This is a genomic window from Glycomyces paridis (assembly GCF_004912155.1).
GTDB lineage: Bacteria > Actinomycetota > Actinomycetes > Mycobacteriales > Micromonosporaceae > Glycomyces > Glycomyces paridis.
This window is the reverse complement of record NZ_STGX01000019.1, coordinates 1-17400: the sequence shown is the minus strand read 5'-3', so window position 1 is coordinate 17400 and position 17400 is coordinate 1. Positions and strand designations below refer to the sequence as shown.

The following is a 17400-nucleotide window of genomic DNA, read 5'->3' as shown; positions in this document are numbered from 1 at the left end:
GCGTGTCCACGGAAGGAAATTCCCAGCCCCCGGCCCCGTCCGGCTCCGCGACGCCGCGCGAGGCCTACCAGCGCGTCAAGCGCACCCCCGAGCTGCCCGCCCCGAAGGCGGTGCAGATGCGCATGACGCCCATCGCGGCGGGCGGGACACTACTGTGGACGATCGCGCTGATCCTGACCCAGGTCTTCCGCGACGACCTCGCCGACTCCGGGCGCGGATGGTGGGGCGCCTGCGCGCTCACCGGTGTGATCATCGGCCTCATCGGCACCGCGATGATGGTCGTGGCCGACCGCCGCCACTTCGGCGGGTCCGCGCGCGAGCAGGACGAGGCCTGAGCCGGGCCGAGCGGATGCCGACCCGTCATGAGACGAACGGCCGGGCGCCGCAGGGCACCACGACGTTCACCTCTGGGTAAGGGCCCCCGGTTTCAACCGTGCCCGGCGGGTACGACGGTCCTGGCCCCCAACGGTTCGAACAGCCGCGGGGCCGGAGCGGTCAGAGCAGTTCGGAGCCTTCGTCGTCGTAGACGATCTCGGACTTGTCCACGCCCTGCGGGGTGGTGTCGACGAACTCGCTGATCTGGGAGTGCGCGCCGCAGCCGTGGTCGGCTGAGACGACGCGGGCGTCCTCGGAGGAGTACAGGTTGCCGCAGGCGCCGAAGGCCTGGCGCATCGAGCCGGCGAGCGGCAGGAAGAAGCCGCAGGTGCCGCAGCGGGCGGGCGCGGGGGCGGCCTCGGCGATGGGCGCGGTCGGGCCGCGGTCGCCGTCGTACCAGCGCTGCGCGGTCTCGGCGCGGCCCTCGCGGTTCATGACCCGTTCGCGGCCGAGGCCGAGCTCGTAGGCGATGTCCTCGACGGCGTCGTCGTCGGAGAGCTGGTAGGCGGGCATGAGCCGGTCGTCGTCCTCCTCGGTGGGGAGGACTTCGCCGGTGCCGACCTCGCCGCCCTGGAGGCGGTCGGCCCACGGCACCCATGCGGGGGAGCGCAGCGCGTCCGGGCCGGGCAGGAGCGCGCTCTCGGAGACGGTGGCGGCGCGGGCGCGGGGGGCGCGGGTGAGCACGACGGCCCAGCGCCAGCCGCGGTAGCCCGGCAGGGTGCACTCGAAGTAGTGGGTGACGACGCGGTCGGTCTCGGCCTCGACGCTCAGGTGCTCCCCGATCCCGTCGCCGGACTCCTCGGCGGCTTCGCGGGCCTGTTCGACGGCGTCGGCGAGGACGCGGTCCAGCTTCGGCTTGCGGGTCCGGGTCTTGGCGGTGGCGATAGAGCTGTCAGGCACGCCTTCAAGCATAGGTCAGCTCCCCGCCGGACCCGCAGGTCGGTGCGAGAGCCGTTGAGCGGCGTGCGACACATTCGCTCTCGCGCGGCCCCGTTTCGTCGCACCCGGCGGGCACCGTTGAAACCGGGGGCCCTTACCCAGAGGTGAACGTCGTGGTGCGCGGATTCGGGCCGGACCTGTCGGCGCCGCGGGCGCGCGGCCGGCGGGCCGGTCCACACATTCGACTCCACTGCGATGACGTCGGCGCCGCGGGCGCTCGGCCTGCGGCGTCCGATCGTTCAGGGGCGCGTCGCCGGTGCGGCGCGACCGGTCGGTGCGGCGGTACCGCGGCAGTCGTGCGACCGGTGGGTGACCCGGTGCGGTTCTCGGGCTCGCGTAGGGGCCGCGGCCGGGGGCACCCGGTAGGTTTGGGTCCATGCGAATACTCGTCGTGTGCGCGGTCGCCGAGGAGGCCCAGGCCGTCGAGGCCGGCCGCTCCCTCCGCCATGAGCTGGACGTCCTCGTCGCCGGGGTCGGACCCGCGGCCGCCGCGGCCGCCACCGCCCGGGCCATCGCCGAGAACGGCCAGATGGGCCGCGCCTACGACGTGGTCGTCAACGCCGGGATCTGCGGGGCCTTCCAGGGCCGGGCCCGGATCGGCGACGTGCTCATCGGCACCGACTCCGTCGCGGCCGAACTCGGCGTCGCGCTGCCGTGGCGGTTCCAGCCGATCGACGAGCTCGGCTTCGGCACCAACCGGATCGGGTGCAACACCGTGCTCACCGTCGCCGTCGAGGGCGTGCGGGGCGAGATCCTCACCCTCGCCTCGATCACCGGCTCCGACGGCCTCGCCGCGAACCTCGCCCACCGCTACCCCGACGCGGTCGGGGAGGCCATGGAGGGCTTCGGCGTCGCCACGGCCGCCCAGCAGGCCGGGCTGCCGTTCGCCGAGATCCGCACGGTCTCCAACTTCGTGGGCGACCGCAACGTCGAGGGCTGGGACTGGGGCACCGCCCTGAAGTCGCTGACCGCCGCGATCAGGGAGGTGTAGGGATGGTCGCTCTCGGCGTCCCGTTCGACGCGCCGGCCGAGGCGCTGCACCTCGCGCACTCGCCCTGCCCGAACGACACCTTCATCTACCACGCGTGGACCTCGGGCCTCATCGACGGCGCCCCGGCGACGCGGTTGACGTTCGCCGACATCGACGTCACGAACACCGCGTGCGCGCGCGGCGAGTTCGACGTCGCGAAGGTCTCGTACGCGGCCCTGCCGTACCTCGACGACCGGTGGCGGCTGCTGCCGGCGGGGGGCGCGCTCGGGCGCGGCTGCGGGCCGCTGGTCCTCACGCGCGGCCCGCTCGGGCCCGCCGGGCTCGCGGGCCGCCGCGTGGCCGTGCCCTCCGACCGGAGCACCGCGTTCATGCTGTTCAACCTGTGGCTGCGCGACCTCGGCGGCGTACTGGGCGACGTGACGTGGGAGGTCGTGCCCTTCGAGCAGATCATGCCCGCGGTGCGCGAGGGGCGCTACGACGCCGGTCTGGTCATCCACGAGGCCCGGTTCACCTACCGCGAGCACGGCCTCGAACGGCTCGTGGACCTCGGCGAGTGGTGGGAGTCGAGCACCGGCTGCCCGATCCCGCTCGGCGCGATCGTCGCGAAGTCCCATCTCGACACCGAGGCGGTCACGGCCGCGATCCGGGCCTCCCTGGACTACGCGTGGGCGCACCCGGAGGCGAGCCGCGCCTATGTGGCCGAGCACGCGCAGGAGATGTCGGCGGACGTGTGCCGCAGCCACATCGACCTGTACGTCAACGAGTTCTCACGCGACCTCGGCGACGAGGGCCGCTCGGCGGTCGAGCGGCTCCTGGGCGGCGCGGCCGAGCTCGGGCTCGTCCCGAAGCTCGCCCTCGCGATCCCCTAGGGACGCCGGTGGCGGTGCGTGGCGGTGCGGTCACCCCGGCGATTCGGGCGGGGCGGCGCGTGCCACGCTAGGCTTGGGGGACCTTTCAGTTCCCTGTAGACGAGAAGTTCGAGGTTCAGCGGTGCCCAGTGGTCGAGTGAAATGGTTCGACGCCGAGAAGGGATTCGGATTCGTCTCCCGTGACGACGGCGGCAAGGACGTCTTCGTGCACCGCGACGCCCTCCCCGAGGGCGTCGAAGAACTCGCCAAGGGCACGAAGGTCGAGTACAGCATGATCGACACCCGCCGCGGCGTCCAGGCGATGGGCCTGCACGTCGTGGCCGCCCCGCAGACCGGCGCGGCGCCCGTCCCCGAGACGTCGAAGCGCTCCCCCGAGGAGCTCAACAGTCTCCTCCAAGACCTCATCGGCGTCCTCGAACAGCAGGTCATGCCGCCGCTGTCGCGCGGGCGCCACCCCGACCGCAAGACCGGCGCCAAGATCGCCGAGCTCCTCCGCGCCGTCGCGAGCGACCTCGAGTAGTCCTCGCATACCGGGATCTGTCAGACCCTTGGGGCAGGGTTGTTGGACCGGGGGCCCAATAGTTTGGACATTTCCGTTATGTCCGTTGAAATCGGGTCACTCGCGCGGCGGGATAGGCTCTGAACGGTGACCTCCGATCTCGACGGCCTGCTCGACCGGCTCGCCTCGCTGCCCTCGATCATGGTGGCCTTCTCCGGCGGCGCCGACTCGGCGTTCCTGCTCGCCGCCGCCGTCCGCGCGCTCGGCGCCGAGCGGGTCGAGGCCGCCACGGCCGTCTCGCCTTCGCTGCCGCGCAGTGAACTCGACCGCGCCCGCGAGTTCGCCGCGGGCCTCGGCGTCGTCCACCACGCGCCGGGGACCGACGAGCTCTCCCGCGAGGGCTACCGCGCCAACGCGGGCGACCGCTGCTTCTTCTGCAAGACCGAGCTGATGAGCGTCGTGGCCCCGCTCGCCGCGGCCCGCGGGATCGCGGCCGTCGCCACCGGCACCAACGCCGACGACCTGCGCGCCGGGTTCCGCCCCGGCATCCGCGCCGCCGCCGACGCGGGGGCGATCACGCCGCTGGCCGACGCGGGGCTCACCAAGGCTGCGATCCGCGCCGCCTCGCGCGACTGGGGACTGGACACTTGGGACAAACCGGCCGCCGCCTGCCTCGCGAGCCGCATCGCCTACGGCGTCGAGGTCACCGCGGACGGGCTCGCGCGCGTCGCCGCCGCCGAGCACTCGCTGCGCGGGGCGCTCGCCGAGGCCCGCATCCCGGTGCGGAACCTGCGGGTGCGCGACCTGGGCGACGACACCGCGAAGGTGGAGGTCGACGCCGAACTGGTCGCGGCCGTGGCCGACCGGCCCGGCGTGCTCGCGGCCGTGGAGGGCTACGCGGAGGTGCGCCTGGACGCGCAGGGCTTCCGCTCGGGCGCGATGAACGAACTGCTGCCGTACCCGGAGCGGTACCGCTGAAGGCGGGCGACATTTCTGGATTTTCCGGATTTGTTCCGAACGATGGGCCCCCGGTTCAACAACCCTGACCGGTGGGTGTGACAGTTCGTGTCCGTGGGGCGCAACGTGATCATTGTTCAGGTGAGAGTGCCCGGTGGGGCCTGCGGCGATCGTCAGTGGAGGATGATGTCCGATGGCCCCACCGGGTCCATAACCCCTCGGGAACCCCTCATTCCCCGAGGCCCCCACCGTGGGCCATCAGGCTGAGCCTGCCCTGAACCGATCCTGGCAATTCCCTGATACAGGGGTGATCGGCGTATAACGGGCAGTGCGTGCTTTGAGGACACGACAGCGGACCAACCGTCTGCAATCGACGCTCTCGGGTATCCGAACTGGAGTCTCGGACAGCGCGGCGCGGCCGGTGCGGTCCGCGATCGATCGAAGCGTGTAGAACTGTCCTGTGGACGCTTCGGGCTGCGCCGGCGCCTATGAACCCGGCTGCGCGACCGGTTGCGGTGCGCCGCTCGCGGCGGCCTGCAATCCGGGCGGGCCGTGCAACACGTGCGCGGCGGCCTGCGGGGGCGCGACCGATCCGGGGCCGTTTCATTCGTTCGCGTTGGGGGTCTTGATGTTCGGGCGTCTGACGCCGGAGCGGCTGGAGGCGGCGCGGGTGGGCCATCGGCCCGGTCCGCGGCTGCTGGGGCTGCGTCTCATCGCGGTGTACCGGCGGCGGCTGTCGCCGCGGGTGGGGGTGGAGTGCCGGTTCGTGCCGACGTGTTCGGGCTACGGGTATCGGGCGGTCGCGCGGTACGGCCTGTGGGCGGGCGGCCGACTGGCGTTGGCGCGGGTGCTGCGCTGCCGGCCGGGGGTGACCAGGGGCACGCGTGATCCGGTGCCCGGCGCCAGGGGCGACCGTTAAAATCCTGGTCATGAGTGACTCGAACCTCGCCGAGCGGCGCACCGCCCAACGGCCCGCCAAGACCCGCAGCCGCACCGTCAAGCCCGGGCACCTGGAGGTCGGCGAGATGACCTCCGGGCACATCGGGGCCTCCTCCCCGTTCGGTTCCACGCCGTTCCCGCTGCCGGTGAGCGCCATCCACTTCGAGCACTCCGCTCCGGTGGGCACGCGCCACCTCGACGAGGAGCGGCACTGAGGTCCTGACGCGCGCCGTTCTCAGCGGACGCAACAGATCATCAGAATGTTGTAAGAAAATTTCATAGGTGGTATGTTCTTGCGCACACGGGGTGCGCGTCTCGTCGTGCTTCCGGCACGCGCGGCGCGGCCCCGTCCCCCTGTGACCCCCGGAGGATGAGCGCAATGCCGCGTACCGCCCGAATCGCGGCGGGAGTGCTGGGCACGGCCCTGGCACTCACCGCCTGCACCACCCCAGGCCAGCCGCCGGGAGGCGACGGATCGTGGAGCGAGGAGCCCAGCGACGCCCAGCTGGCCGCGCTCGCCCAGGCCCCGGCCGAGGAGGCCGAGCAGTTCTACTTCGTCATGACCGACCGCTTCGCGGACGGGAACGCCGCCAACAACACCGGCGGGCTCGACGGCGACGCCCTCACCACCGGCTACGACCCGACGCAGCGCATGTTCTACCAGGGCGGCGACCTCGCGGGCGTCGAGCAGCGCCTCGACTACATCGAGGGCCTGGGCACCACCGCGATCTGGCTGACCCCCGTCGTCGTCAACCAGCCCGTGCAGATCACCGACTCCTGGACCGGCGCGGGCTACCACGGCTACTGGGGCACCGACTTCACCGCCGTCGACCCGCACCTGGGCGACGACGCCGAGCTCCAGAGCCTCATCGACGCCGCGCACGAGCGCGGGATCGCGATCTACCTCGACGTCGTCGTCAACCACACCGCCGACGCGATCGAGTACGCCGAGGGCGCGAACACGTACGTGGACAAGGAGGACGCGCCCTACACCGACGCCGACGGACGCCCCTTCGACGACGCGAACTACGCCGAATCGGACGAGTTCCCCGAGGTCGGCGCCTCCGCTTACACGCCCGTGCTCGAAGCGGACGAGACCGACCTGAAGTCCCCCGACTGGCTCAACGACCCGGCGATGTACCACAACCGCGGCGACTCGACCTACACCGGCGAGTCCAGCACGTACGGCGACTTCTCCGGGCTCGACGACCTGTGGACCGAGCGCCCCGAGGTCGTGGACGGCTGGATCGACGTGTACGCCGACTGGATCGCCGACTCCGGCGTCGACGGCTTCCGCCTCGACACCGTCAAGCACGTGAACCTCGAATTCTGGCCGCAATTTCTTGCAGGCGTCCGCGAGGCGGCCGACGCGAAGGGCATCGACTTCTTCGCCTTCGGCGAGGTCTACTCCGGCGACCCGGCCTACACGAGCGAGTACGTGCGCCGAGGCGACCTCGACGCGGTGCTCGACTTCGGGTTCCACGGCGCGGCCACCGGCTTCGCGACCGGCACCGCCGGCGCGCAGGGCCTGGCGACCCTCTACGAGTCGGACCCGCTGTTCACCACCGACGGCACGGACGCCCTCGCGATGCCCACGTTCGTCTCCAACCACGACATCGGCCGCGTCGGCCGCACCATCGTGGAGACGACCGCGGAGGACACCTGGACGCAGCGGGCCGTCCTGGCCCAGCAGCTCATGTTCCTCACCCGCGGCCAGCCGGTCGTCTACTACGGCGACGAGCAGGGCTTCACCGGCGCGGGCGGCGACGACCACGCGCGCCAGACCATGTTCGCCTCCGAGGTCGCCGACTACCTCGACGACGAGCTCATCGGCACCGACGCCACGCACGCCGACGACAACTACGACACCTCGCACCCGATCTACCGGGCCATCGCCGAACTCGCCGACCTGCGCGAGGAACATCCGGCGCTAGCGAACGGCGCACAGGTCACTCGCTCCAGTGAGGACGGTGTGTTCGCGTTCTCCCGCATCACCTCCGACGAGGGCATCGAGTACCTCGTGGCCGTCTCCAACAGCGAGACAACGGAGACCGTGTCCGTGGAGACCTATTCGGACACGTTCAGCGCCGTCTACGGCGACGGCGCGATCGAGGCCGCGGACGGGACCGCGACGATCACCGTGCCGCCGCTGTCGGCCGTGGTCTTCCGCGCCGACGACGAGGTCGCCGCCGGGGACGCCCCGTCGCTTGCCCTCACCGTCGCCGAGGAGTCCGCGACCACCGCCTACGTCGACGCCGAGGTGACCGGCGACCCGCTCGCGCGCGTCGCCTTCGCCGCCTCCGTCGACGGCGGCGACTGGACCTACGTCGGCACCGCGCCGGGCCCGGACCACCGGATCGCCTACGACCTCGCCGGCCTCGCCGGCGGGTCGGGCGTCGAGTTCAAGGCCGTCGTCCTCGACCGCCAGGGCCGCACCGCCTCGGCGACCGCGGGCACCGCCGTCGCCACCCCCGACCAGGCCGGCTCCTCGCTGGCCTGGGCGAACGTCCACTTCGACGGCGACGCCGACCGGTGGGGCCTGTACACGTGGGGCGACGTGGCCGAGGAGTCCCTGACCACCTGGCCCGACGCGAACGCCTTCGCCGGGGAGGACTCGTACGGGTCCTTCGCGTCGATCCGGCTCGCCGAGGACGCGAGTTCGGTGGGCTACCTCGTGATCGACGCCGACGGCAACAAGGACTTCGACGCCGACCGCACCTTCGATCCGGGCGCGACCCCGGAGGTCTGGCTCAGCGCCGGGACCGGCGACGTCGCCCACTCCCTCGCCGAGGCCAACGGGTACGTCACCGTCCACGCCCCAGATGACGGCACCGATTGGGGCCTGCACCTGTGGGGCGACGCGCTCGCCGACGGCGCCGCCACCGAATGGGACGCGCCGCGACCGCCCGACGGCACCGACGCGTGGGGCCTCTACTGGCAGGTGCCGGTGGAAGACGTGAACGCCGAACTCGGCGCCATCGTCCACTCAGGAGACGTCAAGCTCTACGACGGCGACCTGCTGCTCACCCCCGCCGACCTCGGCGAGACCTGGGTGACCGCCACCGGCGCGCACGCCTCGCAGGCCGCCGCCGACGGCAAGGCCGTCCTGCACTACCAGCGCCCCGACGGCGACTACGACGGCTGGACCCTCCACACCTGGGAGGGCGCGGCCGACCCCACCGACTGGAACGCCGGGCTCCAGCCCGCGCGCACCGACGCCTACGGGCTCGTGTTCGAAGTGGACCTCGCCGAGGACGCCGAGGCGCTCTCCTACATCCTCCACCGCGGCGACGAGAAGGACCTGCCGACCGACCAGCGGCTCGACTTCGCCGAGTACGGCCAGGAAGTGTGGCTCAAGGCCGCGACCGCGGACTACGCGCGCCCCGCCGGGGCCTCCACCGGCCGCGGCCAGAACCTCGACCTCGCCAAGGAGCAGGCGGTCTGGCTCGACGCCGACACCGTCGCGCTCGACGTCGACGCCACCGACGGGAAGGTCTTCGAACTCCTCGCCAGCGCCGACGGCTCGATCGCCGTGGAGGACGGCGCGCTCACCGGTTCGTTCGACACGTTCGCCCTGTCGGCGGCCCGTGGCCTGACCGAGGCGCAGCGGCGGGCCTACCCCGAGTACTGGAACTACCGCGCGTTCACTGTGGACGCCGATGCGGATCTGGTGCACGAGGCGCTGCGCGGGCAGCTCGTCGCGGTCGAGCGCGATCACACCGGTTACGCCTGGTACGCGACGGGTGTGCAGACCGCGGGTGCGCTCGACGCGTACTACGCGGCGGCGCTGGACGCGGACCTGGGCGTGACGTGGCGCGGGAAGAAGCCGACGCTGTCGCTGTGGGCGCCTTCGGCGCAGTCGGTGCGCCTGGAGCTGTTCGACTCGCCTGAGGACGAGTCTCCTGAGCTGCACGAGATGTCGTTCTCGGAGCGCACGGGCGTGTGGTCGGTGAAGGGCGCGAAGTCCTGGGACCGCAAGTACTACCGGTTCGCGCTGGAGGTGTGGCATCCAGCGACGCAGCGGGTCGAGTCGTATTCGGTGACGGACCCGTATTCGCTGTCGCTGGCGGCGGACTCGACGCATTCGCAGATCGTGGACCTCGACGACGCGGATCTGAAGCCGAAGGGCTGGGACCGCGAGCAGGCGCCCGCCGAGGTCGATCCGGCCGCGGCGCAGGTGTGGGAGGTGCACGTCAGGGACTTCTCGATCGCGGACGCCTCGATGGAGGAGTCGCTGCGGGGGACGTATGCGGCGTTCACGCAGGAGGACTCGGTATCGGTGCGGCACTTGGCGGAGCTGGCGGACGCCGGGCTCAACTACGTGCACCTGCTGCCGACGTTCGACATCGCGTCGATCCCCGAGACCGGTCAGGCGACTGTGGACTGCGACATGGACTTGATGGCGGCGAACTCGTCTGAGCAGCAGGCGTGCGTGGGCGCGGTGCGCGCCGAGGACGCCTACAACTGGGGCTACGACCCGTTGCACTTCAACATACCTGAGGGCTCGTATGCGACCGATCCGGAGGGGACGCAGCGCATCCTGGAGTACCGGCAGATGGTGGCGGCCCTGCACGGGCTGGGTCTGCGGGTGGTGAACGACGTGGTGTACAACCACACGGCCGCGGCCGGGGCCGACGAGAAGTCGGTGCTCGACCGGATCGTGCCGGGCTACTATCACCGGCTCGACGCGGACGGCGAGGTCTACAACTCGACGTGCTGCGCGAACACCGCGACGGAGGCGCCGATGTTCGGCAAGTTCATCGTGGAGTCGGCGGTGCTGTGGCAGGACGCCTACCACGTGGACGGGTTCCGGTTCGACCTCATGGGCCACCACCCGAAGGCGAACATGCTCGCGGTGCAGGCGGCCTTGGACGAGGACGTCCTGCTGTACGGGGAGGGCTGGGACTTCGGCGAGGTCGCCGGGGACGCCCTGTTCGAGCAGGCGACGCAGGTGAACATGGCGGGCACGGGGATCGGGACGTTCAACGACCGGCTGCGCGACGCCGTGCGCGGCGGCGGGCCCTTCGACGAGGACCCGACGACACAGGGCTACGGCTCAGGGCTGTGGACGGACGACAACGACGGGGACGCGACGGACGCCGAGCTGTCGGCGCTCATGCACGCCCAGGACCTCACGAAGCTGGGCCTGGTCGGGAATCTCGCCGACTACACGTTCACGGCCTCGGACGGCACCGAGGTCGCCGGTTCGCAGCTCGACTACAACGGGACGGGCGCGGGCTACACGGCCGACCCCGGCGAAGCGGTGACCTATGTGGACGCACATGACAACGAGATCCTGTTCGACGCCCTCGCCTACAAGCTGGACACGGAGGTGTCGGGCACGGAGCGGGCGCAGATGCAGGTGCTGAGTCTGGCGACGGCGGTGCTCAGCCAGGGCACCGGGTTCATCACGGCCGGTTCGGAGTCGCTGCGCTCCAAGTCGCTCGACCGCGACTCCTACGACTCCGGCGACTGGTTCAACGCGATCCGCTGGGACTGCGCTGGGACCGAAGGCTACGGGCCCTCCAGCAACGGGTTCGGCGCCGGCCTGCCGCCGCAGTGGACCTCGGAGGCGAAGTGGCCGTACGCGGAGGCGGCGCTCGACGCGGTCGACGCGCCGTCCTGTGAGGACATCGAGTTGGCGCGCGAGCGCTACCTGGAGCTGCTGGCGATCGCCTCCTCGACCTCGGCGTTCAGCCTGGGCACGGGCGAGGCGGTGGCCGAGCGGGTCTCGTTCCCTCTGTCGGGCACCGCATCGGAGCTCCCGGGCGTGATCGTGATGCGGATCGACCTCGCGGGCCTGGACGACGCGTTCGGTTCGGTGACGGTGGTCTTCAACGCCGGGCCGGACCCGGTGGACCAGACCGTGGCCGAGGCGGCGGGTTCGGGCGCGGGCCTGCACCCGGTGCTGGAGGACTCGGCGGACCCGGTGTTCGCGGAGGCCGCGTTCGAGGACGCGACCGGGACGTTCACCGTGCCCGGCCGCACGGTCGCCGTGTTCGTCAGCTGACGGGGGGCGGGCCCGGTGAGAACCGGGCCCGCCGACGCATCGCCGCGCCGGGAACGGCGGGCCCGGCTCTCGCCGGTCCCGCGGCGCGCGGGGCCGTGTTCGGCGGTTGACGCTGCGGCAGGGTCCCTGCTGGTGAGGGCGTCCCCAACGGTCTTGACAGGGCGGGAATACTGGGGTTTAGTTTCGGATCCCTGAAACCGGGGCGGGTGCGGCACCCGTCCCGGTTTAGCGTCTCCGGCCCGCGGCCCCGACTCCGTCATCGGCGCGGCCTTGCGGCCCGTGATCGTTCCGGGACCGATCCGGGAGCGCGCGCCCGATCCTCTGGTGGACTTCAGAGGAGAGGACGGCCGATGGCACACCCCGGTCCGTGGCGGCGCTGGAACGCCGCCCTGCTCAACCTGTCCGGCGTCAGCGCCGGGTACTTCTATCTCGGCCGGGTCCGCACGGGCCTTGCGGCCCTCGCGGGCGCGGCGGTGCTGGTGTGGATCGCGGCGGCGGGCGCCGTCGAACGCGACCCGGCCGCCTGGCTCGCGGTCCTCGCGCTGTGGCCTGCCTGGACCGCCTTGCACGCGTGGGTGATCGGCGGGCCGCGAGCCGACGCCGAACCGGATTCGGCGGCGCGGCCCTGGACGCCCGCGCTCGTCGGCGTACTCGCCGTGGCGGCTTTGGTCGCCGGGGTCCTCGCCCTCGGCGGCGCCGCCCGGAGCGCGGCCGCCGAAGGCCGCGCCGCCCACGAGGACGGCGACTGCTGGGGCGCGAACCGCCACTACGACCGCGTACACGAGTTCTTCCAGCTCTCGTTCTCGGACGCGCTCGGCGAGGCCCGCGCCGAACGCGCCGCCTGCGACCTGCTCAACGACGCCCGCACGGCCGCGTCCCTCGGCGTCTACGAGGACACCGTCACCGCCTACGGCGCCTACCTGGCGCTCGACGCGCCTGCGGCCGAAGGCATCGCGCGCGGCGAACTCGCCGCGATCCACGCCGACCAGGCCCGGGCCGAACTGTCCGAGGCCGACCCGACCGACCTCGCCGACCTCGGCCGGTATTCGAAGGCCCTCGCGATCTACGCCCTGCTCGCGACCGATTTCGCCGACACGCCCGAAGCCGAGGCCGCACCCGCTGCGGTGCAGGCGATGTACGACGACGCGCTCGCCGCGGCGACCGAGGCGGGCGCGTGCGAGCCGCTCGACGCGCTCGGGTACTTCGCCAGGGCCGGCTGGATCGTGCCCGAGTCCCACGGGGACGCCGCCGCCGAACTCACCGCAGCGGCAGTGGCCGACGCCCTGACCCGTTGGCCCGCAATGCTGTTCGACTGCGGCCGGGCCGCCCACGACGACGGCGACGACGTCGAGGCCGAGATCCTCCTCAACCTGCTGCTCACCGAGTTCCCCGAGGACGCGAACGCGGGCGAGGCGCAGGAGATCCTCGACGCGATCGACGCCGAACGCGAGCGGATCGCCGAAGAAGAGGCGCAGCGCGCCGCCGAGGAGGAGGCCGAACGCCAGCGCGAAGCCGAGGAGGCCGCCGAGCAGGCGGTCCTGGACGGCATCCGCGACGACATCGCCGACGCCCGCGGCTACGGCGGCGACCTCGCCGCCCCCGAGGACACCGGCTCCTCCGGGAGCGGCGAGGTGCTCCTGGAGATCGGCAACTCCACGAACGTCCAACTGGAGGTCCTCTACACCGGCCCCGAGACCGGCTCGTTCACCGTCAACGGCTGCTCCGACTGCTCCTCGCAGTGCTCGGACTGGGTCGCCGTCTACGAGACCGTGTCGCTCCCGGCGGGCGAGTACGAGGTGGTCGTGCGCACCACCGGCTACAGCGCCTACCCGTACTACGGCGCTTGGGATCTGAACTCGGGCAACAAGTACACCAGCTGCTACTACCTGACCGGCTGAGCGCGACCCGCGCCCGCACCGCACATCACTGGAGGAATCATGGCCGTCTGCAACATCTGCAAGCAGAGCATGTCGGGACCGGGGCAGGCCTGCGCGCTCTGCCTCGCCAAGATGATCAACTACGCCGAAGGCGAGTACCACGACACCGACGACCCCGCGGTCAAGCGGTTCAACGAGGAGCTCGCGAAGCAGTCCGGTCCCCGGGCGCCGCAGCAGAGCGGCGGCTGCGCCGTCGTCGCCCTCGCCGCGCTCGCGATCCCGGCCGCCCTGGCGGTCCTCGGAGCGGTCCACCTCATCACCTGAACAGGGTCGTGACCCGTCTACGGTTCACAGGGATTCGAAGGCGGCGCCTAGCTTCGCTCGATGTCCCGGCCACAGGTCGAGGTGGTGCAGCTCCTGCGCCGACACCCACGCCGTCCTGCGCACTTCGTGGTTGATCGCAAGTTCGCCCGGCGCCGCGTCGAGTCGGGCGGTGAAGACGGCGGCGATCGGAATGGACAGCGTCTCCGCAGTGAGCGTCCGGTTGTCGAATACGTCGAGGAGGGTCAACGCCTCCGGCTCGACGCGCACGCCGATCTCCTCGCGCACTTCGCGGACAGCGGTGTCGATCCAAGCTTCTCCGACGTCGCAGGCGCCTTCGGGCATCCCCCAGTGACCAGTGTCGGACCGCTCCATCAGCAGGACGCGCCCCCGGTCGTCGAAGAACACGACTCCTGCGCCGGTCGCGGCGACGTCGACGTTGAGCGCGTACGAGGGCAGCGGCTCGTATTCGACGGCTTCGACGGCGATGTCCGTCGCGAGGAGGCGCACCTGCCCGAACCTCTCGACCTGGAAGGAGTCCTGCGAAGCCACGGCGCCCTCGGCCGCGAGTGCGGCGATGCGTTCGCAGATGCGCCCCGCAGCGGCGCTCACCACGGGGCGCATCTGAGGGCTCTCTGCATGGAGGGACGGGCGGGCGCCGAAGGCCGCCTGCAGATCCGTGTCCGGTTCGGGCCATGCAGCGGCGGCGTCGCGGGCGTCCAACGCGCTGGCGGCCTCGTAGACCGCCACGTAGGTGTGGGGGCCGGGGAGCGCGAGCGCCCGGGAGTCGGTCAGGGTCGCGGGTCGGTGCGGCGCCGGCGCTTGCAGCAGTCTCCCGGCGAGGGCCAGAAGGTCGGGCAGCCGCTCATCGCCGACGTGGCGCGTGCGCCACAGCTCGGCGCCGTCCGCCGTCGTGGCGTGGACTGCGATGGCTGCCATCGGTGTGCGCACACCGGTGTCGCGCCCGTATGCCGCCTCGATCGTGGCGGTGTCGCGAAGGTCGACTAGGGCCGCCAGCTCCGCGCTGTGACGGCGGAGCCGTTCGAACCGTCCCCGGTCGGCCTCGTCGGGGTGGTAGTGCAGCCCGAGCGCGGCGAAGGCGCGGAAGCGGTCGGCCAGCCAGACGGGGGTGAGGTCGCGCGAAGAGCGGGTCATCCGCAGGATTCTCGCAGACCGGCCTCGCGCCGCAGGCCGCATGCACTGGAGGGGGCGCGTCTGGGGAATGCCGGTTACGATCGGTCCATGACGTACCCCCCGCAAGACCCCGGCCCCTCCGGCGGGCCCGCCTATCCGGGCGCCGACCCGTACGGGCAGTCCCAGGCGGGTGCGCAGCCGCCCGCCGGAGGCTACGCGCCCGGCCAGGTCGGGCCCGACCTCCAGTACCCGACGAGCCAGCTGCCGGGCGGGTACGGGCAGTACCAGCCCGACCCGAACGCGCCCTACCAGTCCCAGCCCGCCTACCAGCCGCAACCGGGCTATCAGCAGGGCTACGACCCGTACGGCCAGTACGGTCCGCCGCCGGTCCAGCCGCGCACCGGCGGGAGCGGCACCACGATCCTGGTGATCGTCGTGGTCCTGCTCATGGCGGTGGGCGGTGTCGCCGGGTACTTCCTGCTCGGCGGCGAGAAGGACGAGGGCAGCCTGGGCGCGGGCGAGGACGCCACGACCCAGACCACCGCTCCCGAGGACGACGAGGACGGCGGCGAATCCGGCGAAGAGGAGGAGGCGCCCGCCCCCTCCGGCGAGGGCCTCACGGTCGCCTCCCTCGGCGCCGTCACGCCCCTGCCGAGCGAGGAGTGGCTGCCATACGCGGGTCCGGGCACCAGCGACGGGCTCCTCCTCGACGCGCACATCAGCATCATCCAGCACACCGACGTCTGGATCTCCTACTTCGGCGTCGGCGTCTTCTCCAGCCTCGAAGCCCCCTACGACCCCGCCGACCTGAACGCCACCGCCGAGGGCGCCGCCGCCTACTGGCTCGACGGCGCGTTCGGCTCGGTGACCGACTACCAGCAGGGCGAGATCACCTACACCGAGGTGGAGGTGGACGGGCGTCCCGGCGTGCTCGCCGAGTGGCGCAACTCCTGGGCCGAGTCGTCGAGCACCCCGGACCTGTACGAGGACACCGCGATCCTCGTGGTCGACGTCGACGGCGTGAACGGCTTCATCGGGGTCGCGAGCGTCTCCGAGTCGGCGACCGACGAGTACGCCCCCGCGGTGGACGCGATCCTCGCGACGGTCTTCGACGCCGAGTCCGCCTGATCCGACACCGAGCATGAGGGGGCCGCGCTTCGCGCGGCCCCCTCAGCCGTCGCAGTCGCGGAACAGCTGCTCCTTCCTGCGCCACAGGGTGATGGCGTGGTCGAGAACGGCCCTGGTGCGGGCGGGGTCGTCCTGCCGCAGCCAGGCGAGGTTGTCGGCGGCGGGCACCAGGCGCGCCAGCCCGTCGAGGTGCGTGACCTGGCCCAGAAGGGGCCGTTCGGCCGCCGCGAAGGTGACGCGCAGGCTCGGCTGGTGCCAGACCCACGCGAAGCACAGCTCGTGCTCGTCCACGACGCCGGTGCCGATCACCGGGAGCCGGTCGATGAACCGCAGCGTCATCCTTCGACCTCCGCTTCGTGCCGGGCGGCGTGGTGCCAGATGGCGGTTGCTTTGTTTCTGGCGGCGCGGCGCAGGGCCGCAGACCATTCGGCGCGGTAGAGGTGGAGGCGCGCGAAGGGCGAGCCGATGCGGTTGATGTAGCCGAGGTCCACGGCCGGTTCGGGTGCGATGCGGCGCAGGCGGACAGAGGTGGTGGAGCCTCCGGCGAGTTGGTAGACCTCGATGCGGCGGTGTTCGAGGGTGAAGCGGCCCAGCACGATCCGCTCGGGATCGGGTCGTCGGGCGCGGGAGCCGGTGTCGGTCATGCCGCACCGCCCCAGGAGAACCCGATGAGCGTGGTGAGCACGTCGCGGAGCGAGTCGGAGTTGATCTTGGAGGCGAGGAGCTTCACCGCCGAGCGGCGCTGGGGGCAGCCGTGGGCGCCCCACTTGTGGTTGCACCATTCGCAGCGCAGGCGGCCGAGGCCGAACCAGGTGCGGTAGGGCCGGTGCAGTTCGAGGTCGATTTTGACCGAGGCCGGGACCGGGTCATGGCGTACGCTGAACGAGACCACGAGAGGTCTCCTCTCTGGTAAGGGGCGGGCCGCCGGCTTTTTCTGCCAAGATGGGACGGCGGCCCGCCGCGTTGATATTCGGTTGGATTCGATGGACGCGTGATACACGCGTGTCAAGAATGTGGCATACCGAAGGCCCGACGGCAACTCGCGACACGCGGTCGTGCACGAACCGTCTAGAGACCATGCCCACAAGAGCTCGATCACTCGCCCGCGGAACGGAAACGGACCGCGGTCCTTCCCGTGCCCCCTAGTGCCGACGACACTCGAACGCGATCGCTGTGATGGGTTGTGGCCGTGCGGGGTGGGGCGGTTTGCGGTCAGGGCGAAAGGCGGCGGCGATGAGGGGTGGGTTGGTGGTGGGGGTGGGCTTGTCGGGGAGGGGTCGACGGTGGGTGGCGGAGGCAGTGCGCGGCGAGCGGATTGATTTGTGGTCCGCGAGCGCGTCCGAGGCGGGACCGGCAGCGCG

16 protein-coding genes are annotated in these 17400 nt (G+C 71.8%); 11 read left to right on the top strand and 5 right to left on the bottom strand.

Going from position 1 to position 17400, the window contains the following annotated elements; all coding sequences use genetic code 11:
* Positions 1-2: 2 nt before the first annotated feature.
* Complete coding sequence (locus E9998_RS21310) at positions 3-335, top strand: DUF2530 domain-containing protein (protein WP_136531716.1); 333 nt, start codon at positions 3-5, stop codon at positions 333-335.
* 160 nt (positions 336-495) lie between these two features.
* Here E9998_RS21310 and E9998_RS21305 read toward each other — a convergent pair whose 3' ends face one another.
* Positions 496-1275, bottom strand: a complete 780-nt coding sequence (locus E9998_RS21305; protein ID WP_204745585.1) for a DUF3027 domain-containing protein — start codon at positions 1273-1275, stop codon at positions 496-498.
* A gap of 415 nt (positions 1276-1690) precedes the next feature.
* Between E9998_RS21305 and mqnB the strand changes: the two genes are divergently transcribed.
* The 9 genes from mqnB (at position 1691) to E9998_RS21260 (ending at position 13780) form a co-directional block, all read left to right on the top strand.
* Positions 1691-2305, top strand: a complete 615-nt coding sequence (mqnB, locus tag E9998_RS21300) for a futalosine hydrolase (RefSeq protein ID WP_136531714.1) — start codon at positions 1691-1693, stop codon at positions 2303-2305.
* 44 nt (positions 2306-2349) lie between these two features.
* Positions 2350-3174: a 1,4-dihydroxy-6-naphtoate synthase gene (locus E9998_RS21295; protein ID WP_136531790.1), complete on the top strand. Its 825-nt coding sequence runs from the start codon at positions 2350-2352 to the stop codon at positions 3172-3174.
* Positions 3175-3295: 121 nt separating this feature from the next.
* Positions 3296-3694, top strand: a complete 399-nt coding sequence (locus tag E9998_RS27180; protein ID WP_136531713.1) for a cold-shock protein — start codon at positions 3296-3298, stop codon at positions 3692-3694.
* A 126-nt stretch (positions 3695-3820) separates the two neighbouring features.
* Positions 3821-4651 (top strand): ATP-dependent sacrificial sulfur transferase LarE, encoded by an 831-nt coding sequence (gene larE / locus E9998_RS21285; protein ID WP_240037704.1) that lies wholly within the window; start codon positions 3821-3823, stop codon positions 4649-4651.
* 439 nt (positions 4652-5090) lie between these two features.
* Positions 5091-5549, top strand: coding sequence for a membrane protein insertion efficiency factor YidD (gene yidD, locus E9998_RS25970; protein ID WP_204745584.1), 459 nt, complete (start codon positions 5091-5093; stop codon positions 5547-5549).
* A gap of 10 nt (positions 5550-5559) precedes the next feature.
* On the top strand, positions 5560-5784 hold the full coding sequence (locus E9998_RS21275) for a hypothetical protein (protein ID WP_136531712.1): 225 nt from the start codon (positions 5560-5562) through the stop codon (positions 5782-5784).
* A gap of 164 nt (positions 5785-5948) precedes the next feature.
* Positions 5949-11579, top strand: a complete 5631-nt coding sequence (pulA, locus tag E9998_RS21270) for a pullulanase-type alpha-1,6-glucosidase (protein ID WP_136531711.1) — start codon at positions 5949-5951, stop codon at positions 11577-11579.
* A gap of 350 nt (positions 11580-11929) precedes the next feature.
* Positions 11930-13477, top strand: a complete 1548-nt coding sequence (locus E9998_RS21265; protein WP_136531710.1) for a hypothetical protein — start codon at positions 11930-11932, stop codon at positions 13475-13477.
* A 39-nt stretch (positions 13478-13516) separates the two neighbouring features.
* Entirely contained in the window at positions 13517-13780 is a 264-nt protein-coding gene (locus tag E9998_RS21260) for a hypothetical protein (protein ID WP_136531709.1), read from the top strand.
* Between the two features lie 24 nt (positions 13781-13804).
* Here E9998_RS21260 and E9998_RS21255 read toward each other — a convergent pair whose 3' ends face one another.
* The gene (locus E9998_RS21255; protein ID WP_158299924.1) at positions 13805-14932 is read right to left on the bottom strand and encodes an NUDIX hydrolase N-terminal domain-containing protein; all 1128 of its coding nucleotides are present in this window, start codon (positions 14930-14932) and stop codon (positions 13805-13807) included.
* A gap of 87 nt (positions 14933-15019) precedes the next feature.
* On the opposite strand from E9998_RS21255, the gene E9998_RS21250 reads away from it, so the two are divergent.
* A complete protein-coding gene (locus E9998_RS21250) occupies positions 15020-16039 on the top strand; it encodes a flagellar basal body-associated FliL family protein (protein ID WP_136531707.1) in 1020 nt (339 codons plus the stop codon).
* A gap of 42 nt (positions 16040-16081) precedes the next feature.
* Here the strand turns inward: E9998_RS21250 and E9998_RS21245 are convergent, their stop codons facing one another.
* The 3 genes from E9998_RS21245 to E9998_RS21235 are packed head-to-tail and all read right to left on the bottom strand — an operon-like array spanning position 16082 to position 16931.
* Complete coding sequence (locus tag E9998_RS21245; RefSeq protein WP_136531706.1) at positions 16082-16378, bottom strand: hypothetical protein; 297 nt, start codon at positions 16376-16378, stop codon at positions 16082-16084.
* Positions 16375-16683: a hypothetical protein gene (locus E9998_RS21240; RefSeq protein ID WP_136531705.1), complete on the bottom strand. Its 309-nt coding sequence runs from the start codon at positions 16681-16683 to the stop codon at positions 16375-16377. The genes E9998_RS21245 and E9998_RS21240 overlap by 4 nt, the downstream gene beginning before the upstream one ends.
* Positions 16680-16931, bottom strand: a complete 252-nt coding sequence (locus E9998_RS21235; RefSeq protein ID WP_136531704.1) for a hypothetical protein — start codon at positions 16929-16931, stop codon at positions 16680-16682. The genes E9998_RS21240 and E9998_RS21235 overlap by 4 nt, the downstream gene beginning before the upstream one ends.
* Between the last annotated feature and the right edge of the window lie 469 nt (positions 16932-17400).

Coding starts and splice junctions, on each gene's coding strand:
- mqnB (WP_136531714.1), top strand. CDS start 1,691: ATGCGAATACTCGTCGTGTGCGCGGTCGCCGAGGAGGCCCAGGCCGTC.
- E9998_RS21275 (WP_136531712.1), top strand. CDS start 5,560: ATGAGTGACTCGAACCTCGCCGAGCGGCGCACCGCCCAACGGCCCGCC.
- pulA (WP_136531711.1), top strand. CDS start 5,949: ATGCCGCGTACCGCCCGAATCGCGGCGGGAGTGCTGGGCACGGCCCTG.
- E9998_RS21265 (WP_136531710.1), top strand. CDS start 11,930: ATGGCACACCCCGGTCCGTGGCGGCGCTGGAACGCCGCCCTGCTCAAC.
- E9998_RS21260 (WP_136531709.1), top strand. CDS start 13,517: ATGGCCGTCTGCAACATCTGCAAGCAGAGCATGTCGGGACCGGGGCAG.
- E9998_RS21255 (WP_158299924.1), bottom strand. CDS start 14,932: ATGACCCGCTCTTCGCGCGACCTCACCCCCGTCTGGCTGGCCGACCGC.
- E9998_RS21250 (WP_136531707.1), top strand. CDS start 15,020: ATGACGTACCCCCCGCAAGACCCCGGCCCCTCCGGCGGGCCCGCCTAT.
- E9998_RS21245 (WP_136531706.1), bottom strand. CDS start 16,378: ATGACGCTGCGGTTCATCGACCGGCTCCCGGTGATCGGCACCGGCGTC.
- E9998_RS21240 (WP_136531705.1), bottom strand. CDS start 16,683: ATGACCGACACCGGCTCCCGCGCCCGACGACCCGATCCCGAGCGGATC.